This is a genomic window from Kushneria marisflavi (assembly GCF_002157205.1).
Lineage (GTDB): Bacteria > Pseudomonadota > Gammaproteobacteria > Pseudomonadales > Halomonadaceae > Kushneria > Kushneria marisflavi.
Genome location: NZ_CP021358.1, coordinates 3,475,594 through 3,498,197 on the forward strand (window position 1 = coordinate 3,475,594; position 22,604 = coordinate 3,498,197).

Annotated in this window: 23 protein-coding genes and 1 tRNA gene; 15 read left to right on the plus strand and 9 right to left on the minus strand. The window is 60.1% G+C overall.

Annotated elements, in window-relative coordinates; all coding sequences use genetic code 11:
- Positions 1-43: 43 nt before the first annotated feature.
- The 3 genes from B9H00_RS15785 (at position 44) to madM (ending at position 3,010) form a co-directional block, all read left to right on the plus strand.
- Positions 44-1,582 carry a malonate--CoA ligase gene (locus B9H00_RS15785; protein WP_086901456.1) on the plus strand — a complete coding sequence of 513 codons (1,539 nt, stop codon included), beginning with the start codon at positions 44-46 and terminating at the stop codon, positions 1,580-1,582.
- Positions 1,583-1,770: 188 nt separating this feature from the next.
- Positions 1,771-2,181: a malonate transporter subunit MadL gene (gene madL / locus B9H00_RS15790; RefSeq protein ID WP_086901457.1), complete on the plus strand. Its 411-nt coding sequence runs from the start codon at positions 1,771-1,773 to the stop codon at positions 2,179-2,181.
- Between the two features lie 67 nt (positions 2,182-2,248).
- Positions 2,249-3,010: a malonate transporter subunit MadM gene (gene madM / locus B9H00_RS15795; protein WP_086901458.1), complete on the plus strand. Its 762-nt coding sequence runs from the start codon at positions 2,249-2,251 to the stop codon at positions 3,008-3,010.
- A 124-nt stretch (positions 3,011-3,134) separates the two neighbouring features.
- Here madM and B9H00_RS15800 read toward each other — a convergent pair whose 3' ends face one another.
- Together B9H00_RS15800 and B9H00_RS15805 are read right to left on the minus strand one after the other, a co-directional pair.
- Positions 3,135-4,058, minus strand: coding sequence for a restriction endonuclease (locus B9H00_RS15800; RefSeq protein ID WP_086901459.1), 924 nt, complete (start codon positions 4,056-4,058; stop codon positions 3,135-3,137).
- A 76-nt stretch (positions 4,059-4,134) separates the two neighbouring features.
- Positions 4,135-6,048, minus strand: coding sequence for a potassium transporter Kup (locus B9H00_RS15805; protein WP_086901460.1), 1,914 nt, complete (start codon positions 6,046-6,048; stop codon positions 4,135-4,137).
- A 214-nt stretch (positions 6,049-6,262) separates the two neighbouring features.
- Here B9H00_RS15805 and B9H00_RS15810 point away from each other — a divergent pair, with 214 nt between their 5' ends.
- The 5 genes from B9H00_RS15810 (at position 6,263) to B9H00_RS15830 (ending at position 10,451) form a co-directional block, all read left to right on the plus strand.
- Entirely contained in the window at positions 6,263-8,197 is a 1,935-nt protein-coding gene (locus B9H00_RS15810; RefSeq protein ID WP_086901461.1) for an ATP-binding protein, read from the plus strand.
- Positions 8,187-8,894 (plus strand): response regulator, encoded by a 708-nt coding sequence (locus tag B9H00_RS15815; protein ID WP_086901462.1) that lies wholly within the window; start codon positions 8,187-8,189, stop codon positions 8,892-8,894. The genes B9H00_RS15810 and B9H00_RS15815 overlap by 11 nt, the downstream gene beginning before the upstream one ends.
- Before the next feature lie 78 nt (positions 8,895-8,972).
- Positions 8,973-9,049 (plus strand) — tRNA-Arg (locus tag B9H00_RS15820).
- A gap of 268 nt (positions 9,050-9,317) precedes the next feature.
- Complete coding sequence (locus B9H00_RS15825) at positions 9,318-9,932, plus strand: Type 1 glutamine amidotransferase-like domain-containing protein (RefSeq protein WP_086901463.1); 615 nt, start codon at positions 9,318-9,320, stop codon at positions 9,930-9,932.
- A gap of 84 nt (positions 9,933-10,016) precedes the next feature.
- Complete coding sequence (locus B9H00_RS15830) at positions 10,017-10,451, plus strand: acetyltransferase (protein ID WP_086901464.1); 435 nt, start codon at positions 10,017-10,019, stop codon at positions 10,449-10,451.
- A 134-nt stretch (positions 10,452-10,585) separates the two neighbouring features.
- Here B9H00_RS15830 and B9H00_RS15835 read toward each other — a convergent pair whose 3' ends face one another.
- Positions 10,586-11,179 (minus strand): LysE family translocator, encoded by a 594-nt coding sequence (locus B9H00_RS15835; RefSeq protein ID WP_086901465.1) that lies wholly within the window; start codon positions 11,177-11,179, stop codon positions 10,586-10,588.
- Between the two features lie 140 nt (positions 11,180-11,319).
- Here B9H00_RS15835 and B9H00_RS15840 point away from each other — a divergent pair, with 140 nt between their 5' ends.
- The gene (locus B9H00_RS15840) at positions 11,320-11,886 is read left to right on the plus strand and encodes a TetR/AcrR family transcriptional regulator (protein WP_086901466.1); all 567 of its coding nucleotides are present in this window, start codon (positions 11,320-11,322) and stop codon (positions 11,884-11,886) included.
- 108 nt (positions 11,887-11,994) lie between these two features.
- Here B9H00_RS15840 and lpcA read toward each other — a convergent pair whose 3' ends face one another.
- From lpcA to B9H00_RS16985, 3 genes are all read right to left on the minus strand, one after another.
- Positions 11,995-12,582 carry a D-sedoheptulose 7-phosphate isomerase gene (lpcA, locus tag B9H00_RS15845; RefSeq protein ID WP_086901467.1) on the minus strand — a complete coding sequence of 196 codons (588 nt, stop codon included), beginning with the start codon at positions 12,580-12,582 and terminating at the stop codon, positions 11,995-11,997.
- A 100-nt stretch (positions 12,583-12,682) separates the two neighbouring features.
- Positions 12,683-12,919 carry a GNAT family N-acetyltransferase gene (locus B9H00_RS17230; protein ID WP_211329667.1) on the minus strand — a complete coding sequence of 79 codons (237 nt, stop codon included), beginning with the start codon at positions 12,917-12,919 and terminating at the stop codon, positions 12,683-12,685.
- Complete coding sequence (locus tag B9H00_RS16985; RefSeq protein ID WP_211329673.1) at positions 12,843-13,142, minus strand: GNAT family N-acetyltransferase; 300 nt, start codon at positions 13,140-13,142, stop codon at positions 12,843-12,845. The genes B9H00_RS17230 and B9H00_RS16985 overlap by 77 nt, the downstream gene beginning before the upstream one ends.
- 256 nt (positions 13,143-13,398) lie before the next feature.
- Here B9H00_RS16985 and B9H00_RS15860 point away from each other — a divergent pair, with 256 nt between their 5' ends.
- Positions 13,399-13,599 (plus strand): hypothetical protein, encoded by a 201-nt coding sequence (locus tag B9H00_RS15860; protein ID WP_086901469.1) that lies wholly within the window; start codon positions 13,399-13,401, stop codon positions 13,597-13,599.
- Between the two features lie 67 nt (positions 13,600-13,666).
- On the opposite strand, the gene fabF is transcribed toward B9H00_RS15860, so the two are convergent.
- The gene (fabF, locus tag B9H00_RS15865) at positions 13,667-14,935 is read right to left on the minus strand and encodes a beta-ketoacyl-ACP synthase II (protein WP_086901470.1); all 1,269 of its coding nucleotides are present in this window, start codon (positions 14,933-14,935) and stop codon (positions 13,667-13,669) included.
- A 91-nt stretch (positions 14,936-15,026) separates the two neighbouring features.
- Here fabF and B9H00_RS15870 point away from each other — a divergent pair, with 91 nt between their 5' ends.
- Complete coding sequence (locus tag B9H00_RS15870) at positions 15,027-15,665, plus strand: TetR/AcrR family transcriptional regulator (RefSeq protein WP_086901471.1); 639 nt, start codon at positions 15,027-15,029, stop codon at positions 15,663-15,665.
- 347 nt (positions 15,666-16,012) lie between these two features.
- Here B9H00_RS15870 and B9H00_RS15875 read toward each other — a convergent pair whose 3' ends face one another.
- On the minus strand, positions 16,013-17,548 hold the full coding sequence (locus tag B9H00_RS15875) for a mechanosensitive ion channel domain-containing protein (RefSeq protein WP_211329668.1): 1,536 nt from the start codon (positions 17,546-17,548) through the stop codon (positions 16,013-16,015).
- Positions 17,549-17,719: 171 nt separating this feature from the next.
- On the minus strand, positions 17,720-18,613 hold the full coding sequence (bla, locus tag B9H00_RS15880; RefSeq protein ID WP_086901472.1) for a class A beta-lactamase: 894 nt from the start codon (positions 18,611-18,613) through the stop codon (positions 17,720-17,722).
- A gap of 171 nt (positions 18,614-18,784) precedes the next feature.
- Here bla and B9H00_RS15885 point away from each other — a divergent pair, with 171 nt between their 5' ends.
- From B9H00_RS15885 to B9H00_RS15900, 4 genes are all read left to right on the plus strand, one after another.
- Positions 18,785-19,288: a GNAT family N-acetyltransferase gene (locus tag B9H00_RS15885; RefSeq protein WP_211329669.1), complete on the plus strand. Its 504-nt coding sequence runs from the start codon at positions 18,785-18,787 to the stop codon at positions 19,286-19,288.
- 148 nt (positions 19,289-19,436) lie between these two features.
- Positions 19,437-21,092, plus strand: a complete 1,656-nt coding sequence (locus B9H00_RS15890; protein WP_086901474.1) for a methyl-accepting chemotaxis protein — start codon at positions 19,437-19,439, stop codon at positions 21,090-21,092.
- A 180-nt stretch (positions 21,093-21,272) separates the two neighbouring features.
- Positions 21,273-22,103, plus strand: coding sequence for an undecaprenyl-diphosphate phosphatase (locus B9H00_RS15895; RefSeq protein ID WP_086901475.1), 831 nt, complete (start codon positions 21,273-21,275; stop codon positions 22,101-22,103).
- A 104-nt stretch (positions 22,104-22,207) separates the two neighbouring features.
- A complete protein-coding gene (locus B9H00_RS15900) occupies positions 22,208-22,420 on the plus strand; it encodes a hypothetical protein (RefSeq protein ID WP_086901476.1) in 213 nt (70 codons plus the stop codon).
- Positions 22,421-22,604: the final 184 nt, after the last annotated feature.

The following is a 22,604-nucleotide window of genomic DNA, read 5'->3' on the forward strand; positions in this document are numbered from 1 at the left end:
CCCTGCAGGGCAGGGGCTACAAGATCTACAGGCAGGAGTATTCATGAACCATAACCTTTATCTGCAGTTCTACCCCCATTTCGAGCGCCAGCCTGACAAGGTGCTGATCGATACCCCACAGGGGGGACAATATCGCTACGCCGACGTGCTGGCCTGCTCGCGTCGTCTGGCCAGCGTTTTGCAGTCTCTGGGCGTGACGCCGGGCGACCGCGTGGTGGTTCAGGTCGACAAGAGCCCGCAGGCGCTGATGCTGTACCTGGCGGCCCTGCAGGTCGGCGCGGCGTGGCTGCCGCTCAATACGGCCTATACCGAGGCCGAGATCGAATACTTCCTGACCGATGCCGAACCGCGGGTCTATATCTGCCGGCCGGAGGATCTGGTACAGGCGCAGGCACTTGCCAGCCGCTGTGGCGTGGCGCACGTCGAGAGTCTGGGCGTTGAAGGCGAGGGTAGCCTGATGGAGCGGGCCGACGCAGCGCTTGAAGAAACGCGGATTGCCGAGGTGGGCCGGGATGATCTGGCCTCGATTCTGTATACCTCCGGCACCACCGGACGCTCCAAGGGCGCCATGCTGACCCACGGCAATCTGGCGGCCAACAGCCAGGCGCTGGTCGAGACCTGGCAGTTCTCTGATACCGATCACCTGCTGCATGCGCTGCCGATCTTTCATACCCACGGCCTTTTTGTGGCCTGCAACGTCACGCTGACCGTAGGGGCGTCGATGACGCTGCTGCCGCGACTGGACATCGAGCAGCTGCTGGATCTGATGCCGCGCGCCACGGTACTGATGGGCGTGCCGACCTTCTATACGCGATTGCTGACCAGCCCACGGCTGGATCGCGAGCGCACCGCCAACATGCGGCTTTTCATTTCCGGTTCGGCGCCACTGCTGGCTGACACCCATCGCGAGTTTTCCGAGCGCACCGGTCACGCCATCCTGGAGCGCTACGGCATGACTGAAACCAACATGAACACCTCCAATCCCTATGACGGCGAGCGTCGCCCCGGAACGGTCGGCATGGCGCTGCCCGGCAGTGAGGTGCGTATCACCGACCGCGATACCGGCAAGCCGCTGCCTGATGGTGAGACCGGGCTGGTCGAAGTGCGCGGCCCGAACGTCTTCAAGGGCTACTGGCGTATGCCGGAAAAGACCCGCGAGGAGTTCCGCGACGATGGCTTTTTCATTACCGGTGACCTGGGCCTGATCGATGACAAGGGCTATCTCAATATTGTTGGACGCGACAAGGACCTGGTGATCTCCGGCGGCTACAACGTTTACCCGAAAGAGATCGAGCAGTGGATCGACGAGCTGCCCGAAGTATCGGAGTCGGCGGTCATCGGCGTGCAGCATCCGGACCTGGGCGAAGGCGTGACCGCCGCCGTAGTGCTGCGGGAAGGGGCTCAGCTCGATGAGGATCAGGTGCTGGCGGCCCTCAAGGACAAGCTGGCCCGCTACAAGCAGCCCGGGCGCGTGTTCTTCATTGATGCGCTACCGCGCAACGTGATGGGCAAGGTGCAAAAGAACGTACTGCGCGAGCGCTACGCCGATACCTATCAGACCATGGCGAGCGCCCAGCACTAGTGGCGCGCAGGCGCCAGGGCAAGGGCGATTAAACGCGAAGGATTCAATCAAGAGGGATTAAAGCAACAGGGATTAAAACAACAATATCCATGACGTCGTTCCCGGCCGCGATCATTGCCCCTCCTTTGGGCGAGGCGTGGCCCGATTCCGAGAACACAGATAAAAGCACAAGTACAAGGAGATGGATCATGGTGATTTATGGCGTGGCACTGCTGGCCGGCTGCATGCTGGTCGGTCTGATTATTGGAGATGTGCTGGGGCAACTGCTGGGCATTGATGCCAATCTGGGCGGCGTGGGGATCGCCATGCTGCTGCTGATTTTCGTGACGGGCTATCTGAAGTCGCACGATCACCTGCCGGAAAGCACCGAAAGCGGCATCAACTTCTGGAACGCGATGTATATCCCCATCGTGGTGGCCATGGCGGCCAGTCAAAACGTGGCGGCGGCGTTCAGTGGCGGCATGGTGGCCATTCTGGCCGGCGCTCTGGCGGTCGTACTGGGGCTTGCGATGGTACCGCTTCTGACCGGGAAACGCGTGGAAGACGCCACCCCTCTGGATGCCCGGCCGGTATCGACGGCACAGGGTCGCACGCACTGATCATGTCTTGTCACCTCATCGCTGAGGGCCGCTATTCGGCCTCGCGCTGTGGCTCACGGAGAGCTTCATGAACGATTCCATCATGTCACTGCTGGACAAGTATCACCTGATTGCGGCCTTTGCCGTGATCGGCCTGACCATGTTCGTTTCACACTGGATGAGCCGACATCTCACCGCCAACCGATTGCATGGTTCGGCGATCGCCATTCTGATCGGCCTGGCGCTGGCCTACTTTGGCGGTATCTACACCGGCGGCAGCCACGGGCTGGCGGATGTCTCGATGTTTACGGGGCTGGGCCTGATGGGCGGCGGGATGCTGCGCGATCTCGCGATCATCGCCACCGCCTATGGGGTACGCTTTTCCGAAATCAAAAAGGCCGGCGTGCGCGGGCTGATTGCACTCTTCGCCGGGGTACTGGTGTCCTTTCTGGCAGGCGCCGTGGTGGCGGTGGGCTTTGGCTATACCAGTGCCGTGGACATCACCACCATTGCCGCTGGTGCGGTCACCTATATCGTGGGGCCGGTGACCGGGGCCACGCTGGGCGCCAGTTCGGAAGTCGTGGCACTCTCGATTGCCGCGGGTCTGGTTAAATCAATCCTGACCATGATTGTCACGCCGCTGGTGGCGCGCATGATTGGTCTGGACAACCCGCGCTCGGCGATGATCTTTGGCGGACTGATCGGCACGACCAGTGGCGTGGCAGCGGGGCTTGCCGCCACCGATGCACGGCTGGTGCCCTACGGTGCCATGACGGCCACCTTCTACACCGGGCTCGGTATTCTACTGGCGCCCACGGTGCTCTTTCTGGGCGTGAGGATGTTCTTCTAAAGGACGTTTGATTTGCAGCAGGTGTCATCGCCGCCGAACCGAGAGGTCGGCGGCGATGGCGTTTCACGCACGCTCTAGCTCTCGCGTGTGACCGCAACGGTGAAACGTCACTCCTTCCAGCGCGTTACTCTTCCAGAAAATAATCGCTGTCCAGCCGCTTGATTTCGAAACGGTCGACGGTGGAAACGCCGACGTTGTGATCGATCATCAGCCGCGCCAGCTGCGGGCCGTCGATCAGGATGATGCGGGTTTCGAGCCCGGTCACGTATTCCTGTGCCTCACGCGTGAATTGTGATGTGGTAATAAACACGCCCTTGCGAGCCCGCCTGCCCGCCAGTGCGCCGGAAAATTTCTGAATGTCCGGCCGGCCTACCGGATTGACCCAGCGCTTGGCCTGTAGATAGATCGTCTCAAGGCCCAGCGGATCCTCGTTGATGATCCCGTCAATGCCGCCGTCGCCGCTCTGGCCGACGTTCTGGCCGGCCGATTCCCCACAGCCGTAGCCCATGGTCATCAGCACATCGATGACCAGCTGCTCAAAGCGCGCCGGGTGAATCTGCTGCATTCGCTCGATGAGATCGAGTTCAAGATCGGCACGAATGGCGCGCCACGAGACTTCCATGCTCTCCAGCGGCGTCAGCGCGTCCGGGACATCCTCAAGGGACTCCGACATCTCCAGACTGCGAGGGCGGGGCGAGCTGCTGCCGGTACGCCGGCGAAACTCCCTGAACGACTCAAAGCCCATCAGATAGGCCATGTCGATGTAGCGCACTTCCCGCAGCGTGATGTAGCCCTGTGCCGTGATCGTGATCAGTCCGCGCCCACTCGATTCCAGCAGGCCTGCCTTGCGCAGATAGCTGGCCGCCCAGGTGACACGGTTATTGAACAGATACTGCTGTCCGCTGGGGCTGAGCTGGTGGCGTTCCTGCGGGCTCAGTTCAAAGGCATCGGCAAGCGGGGCGTAGCTGTCGCGCAGGCGCAGCGGCTCGCCGTGATCGGCAAGCTGCAACAATGGGTACATCAGGGCGTGAAAATCGGGAATCGGCATGAGAGGGGGCGTGCGGCTCCTTCCAGTCAGAAATGGCATCGGCCGGCTCGTGCCGCCGGCCGATGACAGCATTGTCCTATACCTCCACCTGACTGCCCAGCTCTACCACACGATTGGGCGGCAGGTGGAAAAACTGCATGTTGCTGTGGGCGCTTTTCAGCATGAAGGAGAAGAGCCTTTCACGCCAGCGCGCCATGCCCACGTGCGGCGAGCTGACCAGAGTTTCCCGGGTCAGAAACCAGGTGGTTTTCATCGGCTCGAAGGGGAAGGGGGCATCGCTTGAGGCCTGTAGCCGGCTGTAGGTTTGCAGCGCCGCAGGCACATCATTGGTTTCCATGTAGCCAAAGCGGATCACGGCACGATGAAAGCCATCCTCGAAGGCCTCCATGTGGACCCGCTCGGAGGCTTCAAGCCAGGGGCGATCATCGCTTTCAACCGTCACGACGATGACGCGCTCATGCAGCACCTGATTGTGCATCAGATTATGCAGCAGCGCCCGGGGCAGCACCTCACGCCGCCCGGAGAGAAACACGGCCGTCCCGCTGACCCGATGCGGTGGCTGACGACGCAGACTGTGAATCAGTGCCTCCAGCGGCAGGTCCGTTCCCACTCGTTTTTCAAGCAGGGCGCGGCCACGCCACCAGGTGCTCATCAGGGTAAAGAGCACGATGCCGGCCAGCACCGGGAAGGCGCCGCCGTGAAAAATCTTGGCCAGGTTGGCGCTGAAATAAAGCGTATCGACCAGCAGGAACCCGGTTAGCAGCGGCAGGGCGGACCACAGCGGCCAGCGCCATACCCGGATCATCACCACCGAGAGCAACAGCGAGGTAATCAGCATGGTGCCGGTCACCGCAATGCCGTAGGCCGCTGCCAGATTGGTTGAGCTTTTAAAGCCCAGTACCAGCGCCACCACGCCTGCCATCAATAGCCAGTTGACCGTGGGGATATAGATCTGGCCGCGCTCGGCGCTTGAAGTATGAAACACGCGCATGCGCGGAATGAACCCGAACTGGATGGCCTGATAGGTCATCGAATAGGCCCCGGTGATCACCGCCTGCGAGGCGATAATGGTGGCAATGGTGGCCAGAATCACCATCGGCCAGAGCGCCCAGTCCGGCGCCAGCAGGTAAAACGGGTTGTTGATCGCCTCGGGGCGGATCAGCAGCAGCGCCCCCTGGCCGAAGTAATTCAGCACCAGCGCCGGCAACACGATCCAGACCCAGGCGCGGGCAATCGGGCGCCGGCCAAAGTGACCAAGATCGGCATAGAGCGCCTCGGCACCGGTTATGGCCAGCACCACCGAAGAAAAGATAACAATGCCAATGCCCGGGTTGCTGCGAAAGACATCGATGGCATGCACGGGGTTGATGGCCGACAGCACCTGCGGCGCCTGAGTAATGCCATAAATGCCCAGTGCGGCCAGTGAGGCAAACCACAAAAGCGTCAGCGGTCCGAACAGTTTGCCGACCGCGGCCGTGCCACGCTGCTGAAGCACAAACAGGGCGATCAGAATGCCCAGCGCCACTGGCACGACCCAGTGCGAGATCGGCGCATAAGCCACCTCGATCCCCTCGACGGCCGAGAGCACCGAGATGGCCGGGGTGATCATGCTGTCGCCATACAAAAGCGAGGCGCCGGCCAGTCCCAGCATCACCAGTACCAGCTGAAGATGGCGGTTTTTGACCCCACGCCTGGCAAGGGCCGTCAGGGCCATGACGCCGCCTTCCCCCTGGTTGTCGGCGCGCAGTACCACCAGCACGTACTTGAGCGTCACCACCCAGATCAGCGACCAGAAAATCAGCGAAAGAATCCCCAGCACGCCGCTGTCATCGGCCTTCAGGCCATAGCCTCCGGTAAAGATCTCCTTGAGGGTATACAGCGGACTGGTGCCGATGTCCCCATACACCACACCAACGGCGGCAATGGTGAGTGTCGTCATTGATGCCTTGTGAGGGGAGGTTTCAGCATTGCCGGCATTGGCGGTGGTCATGAAGGCGTTCCATATCGCGTCGTGGCGCGTGATTGCAGAGTAAAAGCGCGTGCTGGACAGGATTATCGGCACGACCAGGGGTCATATTGAAATCGGGCGGTGTTGGCGACAACGCCATTGGCGCGGTTTTTACGAAACTTTTACGCCGGCCACGTTGGGCGCGCGCGGGAGTGCGTGCACACTCAAGGGGAGGGATGACACAGAGGCTGTCGTAATGGATCGACCGGAAAATGTACAGGTGCTGGTGGCCGTGCCGGGACGGCCTGACGCCGCGGCGCTGATTCGTACCGCCGCGCAGATTGCTCGTCGTCGCGGGGCCGGCTGGCAGGCCGTGCATGTCGAGACCCCGCGCCGGCCGACCCCACCGGAAGTGCTTGAGGCCCTGTCTCATCAGGTGGGCCAGCTGGGGGGCGAATGGTGCGTGTTGACCGGTGAGCGGGTCAGTGACGAGCTCGCCGATTATGCCCGCCGAAGCCGCGCCGATTCGCTTGTCATCGGCCGCGCTGCGCGACGCCCGTGGTACTGGCCGCGCATGAACGTTAGAGGCGATGTGCTGAGCTCGGTCGAGACCCTGGACATCGTGGTGGTCGCCGGTACGCCCGCGGCTCGTCGCCGGTTATGGCCCCGTTGGTCTCGGCCCACCAGACGTGAATGGTACTGGCCGCTGGGCAGCGTCGCGCTGGCCCTGGTGATGGCCTGGCTGGTGGCGCGCCAGATGGATCTGGCCAATCTGTCGATGATCTTTCTTGGTGCGGTGCTGGTTACGGCCATTGGTGCCGGTGCCCGGGCGGCCATGCTGGCGGCGGTGCTCTCGGCGCTGGCCTACAACTTCTTTTTCACCAGTCCGCGCTTCAGCCTTGAGATCATCGAGCAGGGCGAGATTCTGACGATTGGGCTTTTTCTGCTGGTGGCCCTGATCGGCGGCCTGCTGGGTGGCGCACTCAGACGGCGTATGACCGCGCTGCGGGAGAGCCGGCATCAGATCCGACAGCTGCTAACCACTGCCCGGGCACTGTCGGCCGCGCCGGATCGGGCCGGGATTCGCGAGATCATCGTTTCCACCGTGGCGCATGACTGGTCGTTGCCCTGTGCCTTTCTGGAGTGTGAAGGCACCGCCGTCATCCCGACGGTGAGCGCCGCGCACCCGGGTGAGCCGGCACTGGACGCCGTGACCATTGAGGCCGCGACCTGGAGCTATCATCACGCCGAGCCCAGCGGGCCGGGCACGGCCATGTTCAGCGACCAGCGCTGGCGGATGGTGCCGCTGGTGGATGCCTCCGGCGTGCTGGGCGTGGTGGCCATGGCCATTGATGAGCGCCGCCCCGGCCGTGAACGTCGTGAGCCGGCGCTGCTGGATACGCTCTTTCGTCTGTTTGCCGCGGCGCTGACCCGTGCAGCGCTGGTCGAGGCTTTAAGCGATGCGCGTCTGGCCGAAGGCAACGAACGCCTGCGTGCGGCGTTGCTCTCCTCGGTGTCTCATGATCTGCGCACGCCGCTGGCCTCGATCATCGGCTCGGCCAGCACCCTGCGCGATCTTGATGGCAGCCTCAGCGGGGACGATCGCCAGGAGCTGCTCGAGGCAGTGCTGGGCGAGAGCGAGCGGCTCGATCGCTACATTCAGAACCTGCTGGACATGACCCGGCTGGGGCATGGCCTGTCGATCAAGCGTGACTGGGTGGCCGCCGGTGATCTGTTTGAGGGCGCGCTGACGCGGCTGGGGCGGGCGCTGAGTCGAGTGCATATCCTGCGTGGATGGGGCGATAACCTGCCGTTGCTGCATGTGCATGCCGCCCTGATCGAGCAGGCGCTGGTCAATATTCTTGAAAACGCCATTCGCCTCTCACCGGAGCAGGGGCAGATTACCCTGGCCGGCCATACCGACGGCGACCGGGTGTGTCTGTGCGTTCAGGATGAAGGCCCGGGCGTGCCCGAGGCGCTGCGCGAGAGCATCTTCGAGCGCTTTTTTACCGGTGAAAAAACAGACGTCGGCCCCCATGGCAGCGGCCTGGGGCTGACCATATGCCGTAGCATGGTGCGCGCCCACGGTGGCGAAGTGACGGTCACCGATGGCCCCAATGGGCAAGGCGCGACCTTTATCATCAGTCTGCCGCTGATCGCCCCGCCCGAGGCGTTCGATCATGACGACTGACACCCCCTGCATTCTGGTTATTGATGACGAGCGCGAGATTCGCAGGTTTCTGCGCATCAGTCTTGGATCACAGGGCTTTGCCATCGTGGAAGCCGCCAGCGGGCGAGAAGGGATCGAGCAGGCGCGGGAGACCGCCTTCGATCTGATCCTGCTGGATCTGGGGCTGCCCGACATGGACGGTCAGGAGGTGCTCAAGTCATTGCACTGGCTGTGCCGGGCGCCGGTGATCGTGGTGTCGGTGCGCGAAGGCGAAGAGGAAAAGGTCGCCGCGTTGGATGCCGGTGCCATCGACTACGTGACCAAGCCGTTCGGCATCCGTGAACTTTTGGCGCGCATTCGGGTGGCCCTTCGCGCGCGTGACGGGGCGCAAACGCTGCCGACCCGGCTTCAGGCCGGGGACATCGAGATCGATCTGGTGCAGCGTCGGGTCAGTCGAGGCGGCGAGGTGCTGCACCTGACCCCGCGTGAGTACGCCTTTCTGGCACGTCTGGCGCAGAGCCCGGGGCAGATTGTGACCGGCCGGCAGCTGCTGATCGAGCTGTGGGGGCCGGTGTTCGAGCACAACACCCATTACCTGCGCATTCTGGTCAGTCGGCTGCGCCAGAAACTGGGTGATGACCCGCGAACCCCCTCGCTGATTCAGACCGAATCGGGCATTGGTTACCGGCTGATGGTGGAGGGAGACTCAGCACCTTGAAAAGACAATGAAAATTCCCCCTGTTCATGCCGGCCCTGTCCCGCTAGAATGGGGACCGTTGATGCGCAATGCATCACTGCCCGAGTGGCTCAATTGGATAGAGCAACGGCCTTCGAAGCCGTGGGTTGCAGGTTCGAGTCCTGCCTCGGGCGCCACTGACCCTTCCCAGGCATTCCTCGCAAGTCTTTTAAATCCCTGAAAACACTGCAAAAACAGCGCTTTCAAGGCTTCTCCGTTCCTATCTGTTCCTACCCAATCCAGCGCCTGACTGGAAGGCCAAGACAAGCATGAACAAAAACGCCGAGTATATTTTTTCTGCCGGGATATTTAACGGCTGACCATAATGCAGGCATGGGCTGACCGGCTGTACTCTGGATATGCTGCGCTGTAGACATCACGAATGAACATGAATAGGACATCAGGATGAAATTGTTTTTGGCCTCATCGTTTGCAGAAGTTTCTGAGCTTTTCGTCACTTTCGACCACAGCGAGTGCGTTGCCAAAACAGTGACATTCATCGCCACAGCCAGCATTCCTGAAAAGATGACGTTTTATGTTGATGCGGGCAGGAAGGCGCTGGAAAGTCTGGGACTGTTGATCGATGAGCTGGATATTTCTACGGCGGGAGAGGATGAGATTGCTCTCAAGCTGGCCAGGAACGAGTACGTATATGTTTCAGGTGGCAATACGTTTTATCTGTTGCAGGAACTGAAAAGAACAGGGGCCGATAGGCTCATTATTGAACAGATTAAATCGGGAAAGACTTATATTGGCGAGTCTGCCGGCGCCGTCGTATTGGCTGCGGATATCGAATATATAGGAGCCCTGGATGATTCAAGGGCTGCCCCAGACCTTGGTTCGTATGCATCGCTGGGTGTGATTGAATTTTATCCGCTTCCTCACCACACCAACTTCCCTTTCAAAAAAGCTGTAGAGCAGGCTCAGCATGAGTTTTCCGAACATCTTGATCTTCGCCCCTTTAGCAATGCTGAGGCCATCGTGATGGAGGATGGTTGCGATAAGCTTCTGAAAAAATAGCTTTATTGAGCTCATTGGCGCTATGGCAATGGCCGGCCATGGATAGATAGGCTCAAAAAATCGGGTGAAGCAGGAGAGCGATGAATGAAGATCGAAAGCGCCGCAAGTGCAGAGCATCAGCAGCTTATAGAGATATGGGAGGCCTCGGTTCGAGCGACGCACGATTTTCTGGCTGAAAGTGACCTCATTGAACTCAAGCCGCTTATCCTGAATGAGTATTTCAAGGCCGTCAGCCTGAGTGTTGCCAAGAGCGATGACGGTAAAATTCTGGGATTCTGCGGTGTGAGCGATGGCAATATCGAGATGCTTTTCGTTGCACCGGAAGCGCGCGGCCAGGGTGTCGGAGCGTCACTTGCCCGACATGTCATAAGCACTCGTGGTGTCACCAGGGTAGACGTAAACGAGCAGAACGAGCAGGCACTGGGATTCTACAAGCACCTGGGCTTTACGGTGATCGGTCGTTTCCCGCTTGATGGTCAAGGCAAGCCTTATCCGCTCCTTCATATGCAGCTCGAATGATAAGACGCCGTTCTCGGGCACCACTGACCCTTCCTAGGTATTCCTCCCTACTTCTTTAAATCTCTGAAAAAACGGCGCTTCCAAAACTCCGCCGTTCCGGTCTATTCCTGTCCAACCTATCGCCTGAAATGTACTCAGCTTTGAATAAAAGCCCAGGCGACTGCGCCGATCATCAGCAGGACGAAGGTAAGGCGTAGCCATTTGGAGAAAAGAGGGCGCTGCACCAGCGGTCGGATGGCACCGCCGAGGCACATCCAGAAGATATTGGTGACCACGGCCACCGCCAGGCAGACCCCTGCGGTCACCACGTAAGCTATGACCGTTGGCGATATCGGCAGTAAAAACCGGGAGTAGATCACCAGTAATACCGCGTAGGACTTCGGGTTGAGCACGTTGAGTAAAATGCCATCGCGCATCGTCAGGCGGGCGCTTTCGGCTGCATTGGTGTCGAGTGGCGTTGTCGCAATGCGGTAGGCGAGGTAGAGCACGTAGAGCCCGCCCACGATTTGCAGCGTCAGCTTGACGCTCGGCAGGGCTGCCAGTAGTGCCGCCAGCCCAAGGGCAGAGGCCACCATCGACATCGCCAGCCCGATCAGAATGCCCGCGTAGAGCGAGAGCGTTTGGCGAATGCCAAAGGTGGCCGATGTCGCCACGATCGTCATGGGACCCGGACCCGGGGAGCCGAACAGAAGCAGTGCCGTGATGACGAGTGTGGTGAGTTGCGACATGGGCGCTCCCTCTGCGAGCACGGTCTCTTGAAGCGATAAAGGCCGTGGGTCATCGTTCCAGTATGGAACTGATCAGTACCGTTTGCGTTGAACGGTACTGATCATTACCATCTGAAGTCAATCTCGTTTAGGGGAAAGCCATGCCGATACAGGCTCGTGAACGACTGATTGCAGCGGCGGAAGCGCTTTTCTATCAGCGAGGCATCCATGCGGTCGGCATCAGTGAATTGATTGAAACCTCTGGCGTTGGGCGTGCGTCGTTCTACCGGCACTTTGAAAGCAAGGAGGCGCTGGTTCATGGCGTGTTGAACCACCGTAATGAGATGGCCCTGGCCTCACTCGAGGCCGGTATTGCCGCCAATGACTGCTCGCCGCTTGGCGTGTTCGATGTCATCGCCGAGCGTTATGGGCAGGCCGATTTTCGGGGCTGTGCCTTTATTAATGCCATGGTGGAAGCTGCCGATCGTGGCAGCGAAACTCATCGCATCGCCAGAGCGCACAAGCTGGCCCAGATACAGATTATTGCTCGAGTGCTCGAGCAGGCCGGGTATTCTCCGAGCCATGAACTCGCCTGCGACTTTCAGCTGCTCATTGATGGCGCCTTGATGGGGGGGCTGCGTGAGGGCAATCTCGAACCGGTGGAGAGAGCAAGACAGATAGCAGCCGGTTTGCTGCTATCACCTCGGCCATCCACTCATTCGTCGTGATAAAACGCTCATCTCCGCATGGCCGAGCGGAGCGCTCGTTCGCGATATGGAGTACGTGAACAGGGCCATTTTTTGATCAGACGCCTTCTGATCAGCTTCCTGCCCGGGTCAATTTTTTGAGGCTACCAGCTGCTCTACCATCAAAATGATGGTGTGAATCACCTTGATGTGAATTTCCTGAATGCGATCGGCGTAGCCAAAATGAGGCACCCGAATCTCGACGTCGGCCCGACCTGCCAGCTTGCCGCCATCCTTGCCGGTCAGCAGGATGACGTGCATGCCGCGGTCTCTGGCGGCGTCGACCGCCCTGATAATGGTGTCGGAGTTGCCGGAGGTCGACAGGCCGAAGAGGATGTCCCCCGGCTGGCCCAGCGCCTCGACATAGCGGGAAAAGATGTGCTCATAGCCATAATCATTGGCCACGCAGGACAGGTGGCTGGGGTCAGAAATGGCAATCGCCGGCAGAGCGGCGCGGTGGTCACGAAAGCGCCCGGTCAGCTCCTCGGCAAAATGCATCGCATCACAGTGTGAGCCGCCGTTGCCGCAGGCCAGCACCTTGCCGCCACTATTGAAACGCGCTGCCAATAGCTCCGCGGCCTGCGTAACGGCGGCAATTTGCGCCTCATCCTGACTGAAACGGGCCAGCACCTCGGCAGCCTCGGTCAGCTGCCCCTGTACGATCTCTTTCAGGTCCATCCGTATTTCCTTTAAGCGTTATGTCTGCGGGCGGGGCATCCGGCCGCGGTAAAATTTGAAGTAGCTGATTCAGGCTGTCAGCTATTGTGCCTTGAAGTGCTCACAACATCATTTTCATACCTTCGTGACTGGCGATAAATCCCAGCCGTTCGTAGAACCGGTGGGCATCCGGGCGTGTCTTGTCGGTCGTGAACTGAACCAGAGCGGCGCCGTGGCCTTTTGAGATGGCAATGGCCTGCCTGACGAGCTTCTCACCGATTTTAAGCCCTCTGGCACTCGAGGCGACCCTGACCCCTTCGATCTGTGCCCTCAGTTGACAGCCGTGAAAGCCCGGCAATCAGGGTGAGCTGCAGGCAGCCGACGATATTGTCGCCATCACAGGCCAGCAGATAGCGGTTGGGCAATGCCTGTGTGCTTTGACTTTCCATGGCCTCAAAGGCGTCGTAGTAGGCCGCAGGGAGGGGATCGGCGAATCTCTCACGGGTTCTGCCTTTTTCATCGTCTGCCAGTAGTGCCACGATGGCCGGCAGGTCGTCTCGGGTGGCGTAGCGAAAGGTCATGTTGTCTTCCATGGGGCGGCCTCTCATGACGGCTGATGGGGAATATTATCGATTCAATGCTGGCCATGATTCCGGTCGCGGCAGGGGCGGTAGTCAGCAGGCTGAACTGGTGCAGATCGAGATAGCGGCCCTGCTTGTATTCCACGTCACGCAGGGTGCCTTCATGGGTAAACCCCATGCCTTGAACGATGACTGGTCATGTCGGGCTCAATCACCATACACTCTGGCTGTTCCTTTCCGAATTTAGAGAACTCCCATGTTAAAAGGCATTTTGCTCTGCTGCGGCTTTTTGATTGCACAACTGGCCCTGCTGCACTTTGTAGATCACCGTCAGGCCAACAGCCGCAGCCAGATCGAATACACCCAGACCAACACCCCTCAAGCAAATCTTCGCAACCGGGAAGGGCAGTTGAGCCGCCGTGAGGATGAAAAAAACGATGATCAAGGCGCCGTTTAAGCCTGATCCTCAAGACCGAAAAGCCCCGCCATGTGCGGGGCTTCCGGTTTCAGGCAGCCTTCGGGGGTTACGTCAGCTTGCTGATGATCAACGCAGCATTGACGCCGCCAAACCCGAATCCGTTGCAGAGGGCGTGGCGTACCCCATGCTGGCGGCCCACCTCCGGCACAAAGTCGAGATGCTCCAGGCCCTCGTCAGCGGCGGTAAAGTTAAGCGTTGGGGGGAGCTGATCGTGGATCGTGGTCAGCGCAGAAAAGATGCCTTCCACACCGCCGGCCGCACCCAGCAGGTGACCTGTGGCCGATTTGGTCGAGGAAATGGGGACATCGCCGAGTCCTTGTCCAAACACTTTCTGCAGGGAGGCGATTTCAGCGCGATCCCCCACCGGCGTTGAGGTGGCATGGGCGTTGACGTAGTCGATCTCGCCGGGCGCCAGGCCTGCCATGCGCAGGGCTGCCTGAACGGCCTGAGCGGCACCGGCACCATCTTCCGAACCTGAGGTAATGTGGTAGGCATCGGCACTGGTGCCATAGCCGCTGAGCACGGCCAGTGGTGTGGCGCCACGCGCTCTGGCGTGTTCCAGCGTCTCGATCACCATGAGCCCCGCGCCTTCTCCCATGACAAAGCCATGACGTGTTCTGTCGAATGGCCTTGAAGCCTTCTCGGGGTGATCCTGCTCCGTGGACAGGGCCTTCAGGGCATGGAAACCGGCCAGCGACAGGGGATCAATGCAGGCCTCGGCACCGCCCACCAGCGCCACTTCTGCCTCACCGCTGCGCAGCATTCTCATGCCATCACCTATCGCCTGAAGCCCTGCGGCACAGGCGGTCACGGGGCACCCCAACGGGCCGCGAAAGCCATACCGGATCGATACATTGCTGGCGGCCATGTTGGCCAGAAAGGCGGGTACGGTAAACGGCGATAGGCGACGATGGCCGCGCTGGGTCAGCGTGTTCTGCGCCTGCGTGATGGTCGGGAACCCTCCTATGCCCGAGCCAATGATGGTCGCCGTGGCGCATTGCCCGGCCTCGTCCTGCGGGAACCAGTTGGCCTGGGTCAGTGCCTCTTTGGCAGCGGCCAGCGCATACAGGCTGAACAGTTCCAGCTTGCGGCGCTCCTTGGCATCGGCGACCTGATCGGGATCGAACCCGGCGTCGCGGTCGGTCTCACGGTCCGGCACCTGACCGGCAATGTTGATGGGCAGGTCTGCGCTGTCGAACCGCGTGATTCTGCCAATGCCGGAATGCCCCGCGACCAGCCGCGACCAGACCGAGTTGACGCCACATCCAAGCGGGCTGATCATGCCCATGCCGGTGATCACGATGGGTGAGCTCATGCTGACTCCGTTAAGCTGACGTTTGTCACCAGGCTATCACCGCACTAAATATGATCAAGATAATATCCAGTCTGCCGGCGGCGAGGACGTCATGCCCTACTCAAGTGCTCACAAGGCCAGTTCACGAGAACGCATTCTGAAATCAGCCATCGAGCTGTTTTCCCGTAATGGCTTCAACAAGGTGTCGATCGGTCAGATCATGAAGCTGGCGAAGCTGACACATGGTGCCTTCTACTCGCATTTCGACTCCAAGGAAGCGCTGTATAACGCCTCCATTCGCGAAACGCTGGAAGGCAGCCGCGCGGCAAGGCTCGTCAAGGGGCCGTTATCGATCAAGCATTTGACGGCGCTTGTGGCCAACTACTGGAACCTTCAGGAACTTGAGCGCAAGAGCCAGCCGGGGCCTGAAACCGTACTGTTTAACGAAATCGGCAATGACAATGCTGAAATTCGAGCGCTTTTTGAAGCCTCTTACCATCGTATGCGCCGCATGCTTGAAACCCGCCTGATTGCGCTGAGCCGGCTGAAGAAACTGCCGTTTGAACCCGACCGTGACGCCATTGCCGAAAAATCGCGCGCCATTCTGGCCTCTCTGGTCGGTGCCGTCGCCATTGCCAAGAGCCTGCCGGACGAAGAAGAAAGGGCGCGTGTTCTTGAAGCGGCGCAGAAGCAGATTTTGCTGATGCTGGGCGTGGATGAGCGAGAAATGCCAGAAGGGTTTTTTGCCTGACCACATGGCATGTTCATGGTGAAGTGAGCCGCCTGTATCGAGACTCAAAAGCCCCGCCATGTGCGGGGCTTTTTTGTGGCATTCACGTCCAGCAGTGGTGACATCGGAAAAGTTCGGCCAGGTCGCACTCAGTGCCTGATGCCGGTATCCCCCTTGATGACATTCATCAGGCGCCTGGGGGGCTGCCTCATTATTGAACCCCTGATCGACAGGATTGGGAGGCTCTATCCAGACAATGGCAGTCTGAAGTTGAGAATGGGTCCGTACCGACGTTGCGCCTGATATCAATCGATGAGCAGGCGAGCTCCCACCTCAAATACTCGCCTTTACTGCCACCCTTTATCGTCTCACTCCCTGGGCGAGCGCTTGTTCAAGAGATCTGTCTCTTCGTCGCTTCTGGCAATCTCCTGTTCCACTTTTTCCATCAGCTTGTCATCCGGCCGGGCGTCAAACAGCGCCTCGGCGCTTGGGTCCTGAAGAATCCGTTTGGCGCGCGCGCGCGCGGGATGGGCGTCATCACTCTGGCGTGCGCCCCTTGTTTCAGGGGTGGTATCAGCCGTGGCCACGTGGGCGTCACTGCCCAGGTGCTCGGGGCTTTGGCCCTGAAAGCGTTCCAGCGCCTGTTCAAGCGAGGCATTAAAGCGCAGGCGATAGATCGGTTCGGGCAGGCTGAAGCCGGCGGCTTCCAGCGCGTGCTTGGTTTCGCGAATGGCGATGCTGCGCGCTCTGGAAAAGTCGGTGTTGGATTGATCCACCCAGACCTGAAATTCGAGCACGATGTTGGAGTCGCCTACCTGCGTGATGATGCCGATCGCTCTGGGCTCCTCCAGTACGAAGGGCAGTTGATGCACGGCGTCCAGCCCGACCTTGATGGCGGCGAGCGGGTCGTCATCGGCATCCACCCCCAGTTCAAAGGTGAAGCGGCGCTCCGGGTTGCTGGTGTAGTTGAGGATGGTGCCCTTGAACACGTCGGCGTTGGGAATGCGCAGCTGGTTGCCATCCAGCGTCATCAGAATGGTCGCGCGCGAGGTCAGCCGCACGACGATGCCTTCCTGCCCGTTGATCACGACCTGATCCCGCGCGCGAAAGGGCTGGCGAATGCTCAGCATCAATGAGGCGATGTAGTTTTCGATGGTGTCCTTGACCGCAAAGCCGACCGCGAGGCCAATGACGCCGGCCCCGCCCAGCAGCGTGCCCAGAATGGTCTCGGCCCCCATCAGACTGAGTGCCAGAATCAGCCCGAAGATGACGAAAATGACCCGGATGGTCTGGGACACCAGTTCGGCCACGAAGGGGTTGGGCGTCAGGCGCTGCCACAGGCGCTGGCGCCTTGAGAGCCAGACCCCGAACCAGGTCACGAGCGCGAACAGCACGATGCCGACCAGCAGCAGGGGCAGGGCCTTGATCAGCCCTTTTGCCTGCGCGGTCAGTTCCTGAAAGACGGTCGAGACGTTGTCCTGTACATCCAGCGTGCGGTTGATGGCGTCATTGACGGTGACCACGTCGGTCAGGCGGCTGGCCAGGCTGATGGCCTGCTGGGCCTTTTTCTCGTTGGCGGTTTCTCCTGACAGCGTGACCACGCCCTGCACCACGCTGATGTTGACGGCATCAAGGCCTTCAATCTCGGAGAAAATCCCGGCGATGCGGGCCTGAATGTCACGGTCCTTGCGCGGGCTCGGGGTGGTCTCGATGCCACCATGGGTCTCTGTATTGGCGCTGCTCTCGGCCTCGCTTGCGCTACCCGACAGGACCTGAGCGGCACTGGAGAGTTCATCGCCGGCATGACTCGGGGCTGCGATGAGCGCGCCCAGCAGCAGCGTCATGAGGGTCGCGATATGGCGCCAGTGGCGGGTATTAAAAGCGAGAGAAAGCGAGGCGGCCATAATCGTCCTGTGTCAGGGGGCGGCGTAAAGAGGGTGATGAGGTTGCCGAACCAGAGGATGTGGCATCCAGTGGCATCATGGTCAATCAGTGTAGCCGCGCTGCCGGTTCATAGAAGCTCCGCCAGGAGCGAGGCTTTCAGGCGCATGATCACGACCGTCACGGCGCGAGTGTCAGACCCTTGCAGCCAGCTGGCCGATCTCGGCGATGACCTGGTCGCGCTGCGCCTTGTCGGCCTGTGGTAGATAGACATAGGCAATGGCGATCACCGCGCCGCGGTTTGAGGGCCAGGCGATGCCGATGTCGGCGGCGTTGCCAACGCTATTGGTGCCGGTCTTTTCACCAACCAGCCAGCCGGTGGGCATGCCGGCACGCAGGCGGGCATCTCCCGTTTTGCCCTCGATCATCCAGGCGGCCAGTTGATGACGCGAGGCGGGCGACAGCGCCTCACCCAGCAGCAGGGTGCGCAGCGTCTGCATCATCGCCAGCGGCGTGGTGGTGTCGCGCTCATCGCCTTCATGATCGTGCTCGTTCAGTGCCGGCTCGGTTCTATCCAGCCGGGTGGTGGTATCCCCGATGGCGCGTAGAAAGGCGGTCACGTGTTCCGGGCCGCCGAGGCGTTCGATCAGAAGGTTGGCGGCGGCGTTATCACTCCATGCCACGGCTGCCTGACAGAGTTCGGCGATGGTCATGCCGGGGCTGCCGAGCTGCTGCTCGGTGATTGGCGTCCAGCCGGTCAGGTCGGAAGATTTGACCTCAATGCGCTGATCCAGCGAGGCCTTGCCATCATCCACCTGTGCCAGCACGGCGGCGGCAATGAACACCTTGCCTGTGCTGTTGAATAGAAACCGCTCGTTGCCGCGATGACTGACCACCGCCCCTGTGCCCACATTCATCAGCGCCACACCAAGGCGCCCGCCGTGCTGCTGTTCCAATGCCTGAATGCTGCCCTGAACCTCCTGTTGGCTTGAGGTGGCTGCCGTTTTGGCAAGGGCGGGCAAGGACAGTGTGGCCAGCGGCAGCAGGGAAAAGGCAGAAAGCAGGCGACGACGGTTGATCAGCGGCATGTGAGCATTCCTGGGGCAGGGAACAGGCAACATAGCTTGAAGCAATGACAGAAGCCATGTCAGAAGACAGGGCAGGGCGGCGTCTATATATTAGAGCGCCTCAATGAATCGACGGGCACTCGTGGTCCATCGAATCATGTCCTTATGATCGATGCGGAGCGTGCGAACACCATGAGAGTGGTCATATCACCGATCCAGCCCGAGGATGAGGCGGCGTTTCTTGAGGCGGTGGCGCGCAGTCACGAGCTGCTGAGCGGCTGGGTTAACCCGCCCTGCGATCCAGAGCGTTTTGCCCGGCACATCGCAAGATACTCGGCAGACCACAATGTCAGCTATCTGGCCCGCACCGGCGAGGGCGAGCTTGTTGGCTGTATCAACATCAATAACATCGTGCGTGGGGCATTCCAGTCCCGAGCGCTCGGTTATTACGCGTTTTCGCCGTATGACGGCCGCGGCCTGATGAAACAGGCGATGGCACTGGTCATCACGCAGGCTTTTCACCACCACCGGCTGCATCGGCTGGAAGCCAACATCCAGCCCGCCAATGTGGCCTCGGTGGCGCTGGTTAAATCGCTGGGCTTCAGACTGGAAGGCCACTCGCCGCGCTATCTCAACATTGCCGGCCAGTGGCGGGACCACGACCGGTACGCCATCACCGCCGAGGAATGGTCATGACGGTCCTGTATTGGGCTCAAACCTGGCCAGCTGTTTTTTCCTGCCACAAAGACGATTCCAGCGCTTAAAGCATTCGGCGTCTGCGCCGATATCGAGAGGATTCCTTTCTCCGCCAAGGGTTGGTCAAACCCTCTCTGGAACCGGTGCCATGACCATAAGAGATCTTTCCATCAGTAAGCAGATCGGGCTGGGGTTTTTGGTCGCTGTGGTGTTTCTGGTGCTCAGCGGCGCGTTGAATTCGCTGAGCCTTCGCAGCATCAATGACACCATGAAGTCGATGTATGACGACCGGGTGGTGCCCCTGAAGGATCTCAAGGTGATTTCGGATGCCTATGCCGTGGAGGTCATCGATGCGATCAACAAGGCCAATGTCGGGCTGATAACGTCTGAAGAGGCCTTGCAGGACGTGCGCCATGCTCATGAGGCCATCAAGCGTCACTGGGCGGCCTACAAGGATACGAAGCTGACGCCCGAGGAGGCCGCCGCGGTCGCTCGGGCCCAGTCGCTGTTCATGACCGCTGATGAGGCGCTGGGCGCTCTCGAGCAGCGACTGCAGGGCATGACCGGCTTGGTCCGGGGCCAGCTTGATGGTGTTATTGGACCGCTATACACCGCCATCGATCCGATCAGTCATGCCATCAGCGAGCTGACCGGTCTTCAACTGACGGCGGCGCAGGCGTCGATGGCACGCGGGGAAGCCCAGTATCACCAGGCGATGCTGAACACACTGATTTTGGCGTTGATTGCCGTGGCCATCTCGGTCGTGGCGGCGGTGGTGATTACCCGCGGTATTACGGGGCCGCTGGGGCAGGCGGTGCAACAGGCCAGGGCGGTGGCTGCCGGGGATCTGTCGGTCAGCGTGGAGGCGCGCTCACGCAATGAGATCGGCCAGCTTTTGATGGCACAAAAGGAGATGGTTCAGGGGCTGTCGCACGTGGTCGCCAGTGTGCGGCGCAATGCCGAGAGCGTGGCCTCGGCGAGCGCGCAGATTTCCCAGGGCAACGATGACTTGAGCCAGCGCACCATGGTGCAGTCTTCTGCCATCGAGCAGACCTCGGCTTCCATGGAGGAGATGGGGTCGAGTGCGACACAAAACGCCGAGAATGCCCGCAAGGCCAACCAGCTGACGTCCAGCGCCAGTGTCGTGGCGTCCGAGGGGGGAGATGTGGTCGGCCAGGTTGTGCAGACAATGCGTGACATCAACGACAGCAGCGGTCGCATCAACAGCATCGTGGGCGTGATTGATGGCATTGCCTTCCAGACCAATCTGCTGGCGCTTAATGCCTCGGTGGAAGCCGCGCGTGCCGGTGAGCAGGGCCGCGGATTTGCGGTGGTGGCCAGTGAGGTTCGCAGTCTGGCCCAGCGCAGTGCTGAAGCGGCGAAGGATATCCGTTCACTGATTGATGAAAGCGTTCAACGTGTCGAGCGAGGCACGACGCTGGTCGATCAGGCGGGCAGGACCATGCAGGATATCGTCTCCTCCATCAGGCATGTCAGCGAGATCGTCGGTGAAATCAGCGGTGCAAGCAGTGAGCAGAACCTGGCCGTGGGGCAGGTCAGTCAGGCCATCAGCCAGATTGACGAAACCACGCAGCAAAATGCGGCGCTGGTCGAAGAGTCTGCCGCCGCCGCGGCCAGCCTGAAAACCCAGGCCCATGAGCTGGTGGCCGCCGTCGGGCAGTTCAGACTTGGCGATCAGGCTTCAAGCGCTCACGGCCGGTTTTATGGAGCAGGGGCAGGGCCGATCTGTACGGGCAGTGACCATGCAGGGCAGGTGCCCGCATTCTCTGTCGGCATGGTGTGAAGTGATCATGTTCCCTCCGATTTCGGTATCAGAGGGAATGTTTTTTCCGCGCAGTAGTCATAGGGCGTTGATTGCTCGAGTGAGCAGAGACCGGGCGGCAGGAAAGCCCGTAATCTGACACTCGTTTTGGCGGATGCCTCGGCGCCCGTGTGCCCTTTCGACTCTATTAATGGAATGACCATGCTCACTCTGGCCGCGTTTCAAGCCTTTGTTCTGGGAATACTGGAAGGACTGACCGAGTTTCTTCCCGTCTCCAGTACCGGACACCTGATCATCGCAGGGGATCTGCTCAACTTTAACGGTGACACGGCCACTGCCTTCAAGATCGTGATTCAGCTCGGTGCCATTCTGGCGGTCATGTGGGAGTTTCGTGAGCGCGTAATCGGTGTGGTGAAAGGGCTGCCACGTGAGCCACAGGCGCAGCGTTTTGCGCTCAACGTGCTGGTAGCCTTTATTCCTGCGGTCATTCTGGGACTGCTGCTGGCGGATACCATCGAGCACTGGCTCTTTAACCCCATTACTGTCGCCACCGCGCTGATCATTGGCGGTTTCATCATGCTTTGGGCGGAAAAGCGGGAACATACCGTCAAGGCCGAGACGGTGGATGACATGACCTGGCAGCTCGCGCTCAAGGTCGGGCTGGCGCAGTGTCTGGCGCTGATTCCCGGCACTTCGCGCTCGGGCTCGACCATCATCGGCGGGCTGCTGTTCGGGCTCTCTCGCAAGGCCGCCACCGACTTCTCGTTTTTTCTGGCCATGCCGACCATGGTGGCCGCCACGGTCTATTCGCTGTGGAAGTATCGCGACATTCTTCATCTGTCGGATCTACCAATTTTTGCCATCGGCTTTGTCACCACCTTCATTGTGGCCATGCTGACGGTGCGAGCCCTTTTGAAGTTTATCGCCAGCCATAGTTATGCCGTGTTTGCGTGGTATCGCATCGCCTTTGGCCTGTTGATTCTGGCCACCTGGTATTTCGGTATTGTTGACTGGAGCACGGCGCAGGCGTGATGCCCGTATTGATGACAGTTGGATGATTTTATAAGTCTGCCGGTGGCGTTGCATGACGTTCATGACCACACTTTTCATGTCATTGATCCATCAGGGAGGAAGGCATGGCGACTCGCTATGAGGTGCATGAACACGCTACCGCACATATAAAGGGCGCCCCCAATCGGGAGCAGCAAAAGGCAATGGACGATATGCCGCTGGAATGCTTTCGCATTTGGGACAACCAGGAAGAACGCTACGTCAGCGAAGAGTATGAAGTGCGCGAGGAAGCTGATGAAGACTGCCAGCGCTTGAATGAAGAAAACGGCAAGGGCTGAGACCTTTGCGGCGCGTCAGACATCAGGCCCACCGGTGATTGATCGGTGGGCCTTTTTGATCTCCAGCGCTGTCGAGCCCGGGCGCTGATGGTAAGGCGTGCCGACATGGGGCAGTGCTCGAATCGTGTCAGGCCCCGGAAGTTGTTCAATATGTCTTGACCTTATAGAAGGTACAAGGTTTACA

What these genes read in the sequence shown, in the direction of transcription:
- B9H00_RS15835 (WP_086901465.1), bottom strand. Translation starts at nt 11,179, where the DNA reads ATGTCGCAACTCACCACACTCGTCATCACGGCACTGCTTCTGTTCGGC.
- B9H00_RS15810 (WP_086901461.1), top strand. Translation starts at nt 6,263, where the DNA reads ATGGATCGACCGGAAAATGTACAGGTGCTGGTGGCCGTGCCGGGACGG.
- B9H00_RS15815 (WP_086901462.1), top strand. Translation starts at nt 8,187, where the DNA reads ATGACGACTGACACCCCCTGCATTCTGGTTATTGATGACGAGCGCGAG.
- B9H00_RS15860 (WP_086901469.1), top strand. Translation starts at nt 13,399, where the DNA reads ATGTTAAAAGGCATTTTGCTCTGCTGCGGCTTTTTGATTGCACAACTG.
- B9H00_RS15800 (WP_086901459.1), bottom strand. Translation starts at nt 4,058, where the DNA reads ATGCCGATTCCCGATTTTCACGCCCTGATGTACCCATTGTTGCAGCTT.
- B9H00_RS15890 (WP_086901474.1), top strand. Translation starts at nt 19,437, where the DNA reads ATGACCATAAGAGATCTTTCCATCAGTAAGCAGATCGGGCTGGGGTTT.
- B9H00_RS15895 (WP_086901475.1), top strand. Translation starts at nt 21,273, where the DNA reads ATGCTCACTCTGGCCGCGTTTCAAGCCTTTGTTCTGGGAATACTGGAA.
- B9H00_RS15785 (WP_086901456.1), top strand. Translation starts at nt 44, where the DNA reads ATGAACCATAACCTTTATCTGCAGTTCTACCCCCATTTCGAGCGCCAG.
- B9H00_RS15875 (WP_211329668.1), bottom strand. Translation starts at nt 17,548, where the DNA reads ATGGCCGCCTCGCTTTCTCTCGCTTTTAATACCCGCCACTGGCGCCAT.
- B9H00_RS15805 (WP_086901460.1), bottom strand. Translation starts at nt 6,048, where the DNA reads ATGACCACCGCCAATGCCGGCAATGCTGAAACCTCCCCTCACAAGGCA.
- B9H00_RS16985 (WP_211329673.1), bottom strand. Translation starts at nt 13,142, where the DNA reads ATGACCTTTCGCTACGCCACCCGAGACGACCTGCCGGCCATCGTGGCA.
- madL (WP_086901457.1), top strand. Translation starts at nt 1,771, where the DNA reads ATGGTGATTTATGGCGTGGCACTGCTGGCCGGCTGCATGCTGGTCGGT.
- B9H00_RS15870 (WP_086901471.1), top strand. Translation starts at nt 15,027, where the DNA reads ATGCCCTACTCAAGTGCTCACAAGGCCAGTTCACGAGAACGCATTCTG.
- bla (WP_086901472.1), bottom strand. Translation starts at nt 18,613, where the DNA reads ATGCCGCTGATCAACCGTCGTCGCCTGCTTTCTGCCTTTTCCCTGCTG.
- B9H00_RS15840 (WP_086901466.1), top strand. Translation starts at nt 11,320, where the DNA reads ATGCCGATACAGGCTCGTGAACGACTGATTGCAGCGGCGGAAGCGCTT.
- B9H00_RS15900 (WP_086901476.1), top strand. Translation starts at nt 22,208, where the DNA reads ATGGCGACTCGCTATGAGGTGCATGAACACGCTACCGCACATATAAAG.
- madM (WP_086901458.1), top strand. Translation starts at nt 2,249, where the DNA reads ATGAACGATTCCATCATGTCACTGCTGGACAAGTATCACCTGATTGCG.
- lpcA (WP_086901467.1), bottom strand. Translation starts at nt 12,582, where the DNA reads ATGGACCTGAAAGAGATCGTACAGGGGCAGCTGACCGAGGCTGCCGAG.
- B9H00_RS15830 (WP_086901464.1), top strand. Translation starts at nt 10,017, where the DNA reads ATGAAGATCGAAAGCGCCGCAAGTGCAGAGCATCAGCAGCTTATAGAG.
- B9H00_RS15825 (WP_086901463.1), top strand. Translation starts at nt 9,318, where the DNA reads ATGAAATTGTTTTTGGCCTCATCGTTTGCAGAAGTTTCTGAGCTTTTC.
- B9H00_RS15885 (WP_211329669.1), top strand. Translation starts at nt 18,785, where the DNA reads ATGAGAGTGGTCATATCACCGATCCAGCCCGAGGATGAGGCGGCGTTT.
- fabF (WP_086901470.1), bottom strand. Translation starts at nt 14,935, where the DNA reads ATGAGCTCACCCATCGTGATCACCGGCATGGGCATGATCAGCCCGCTT.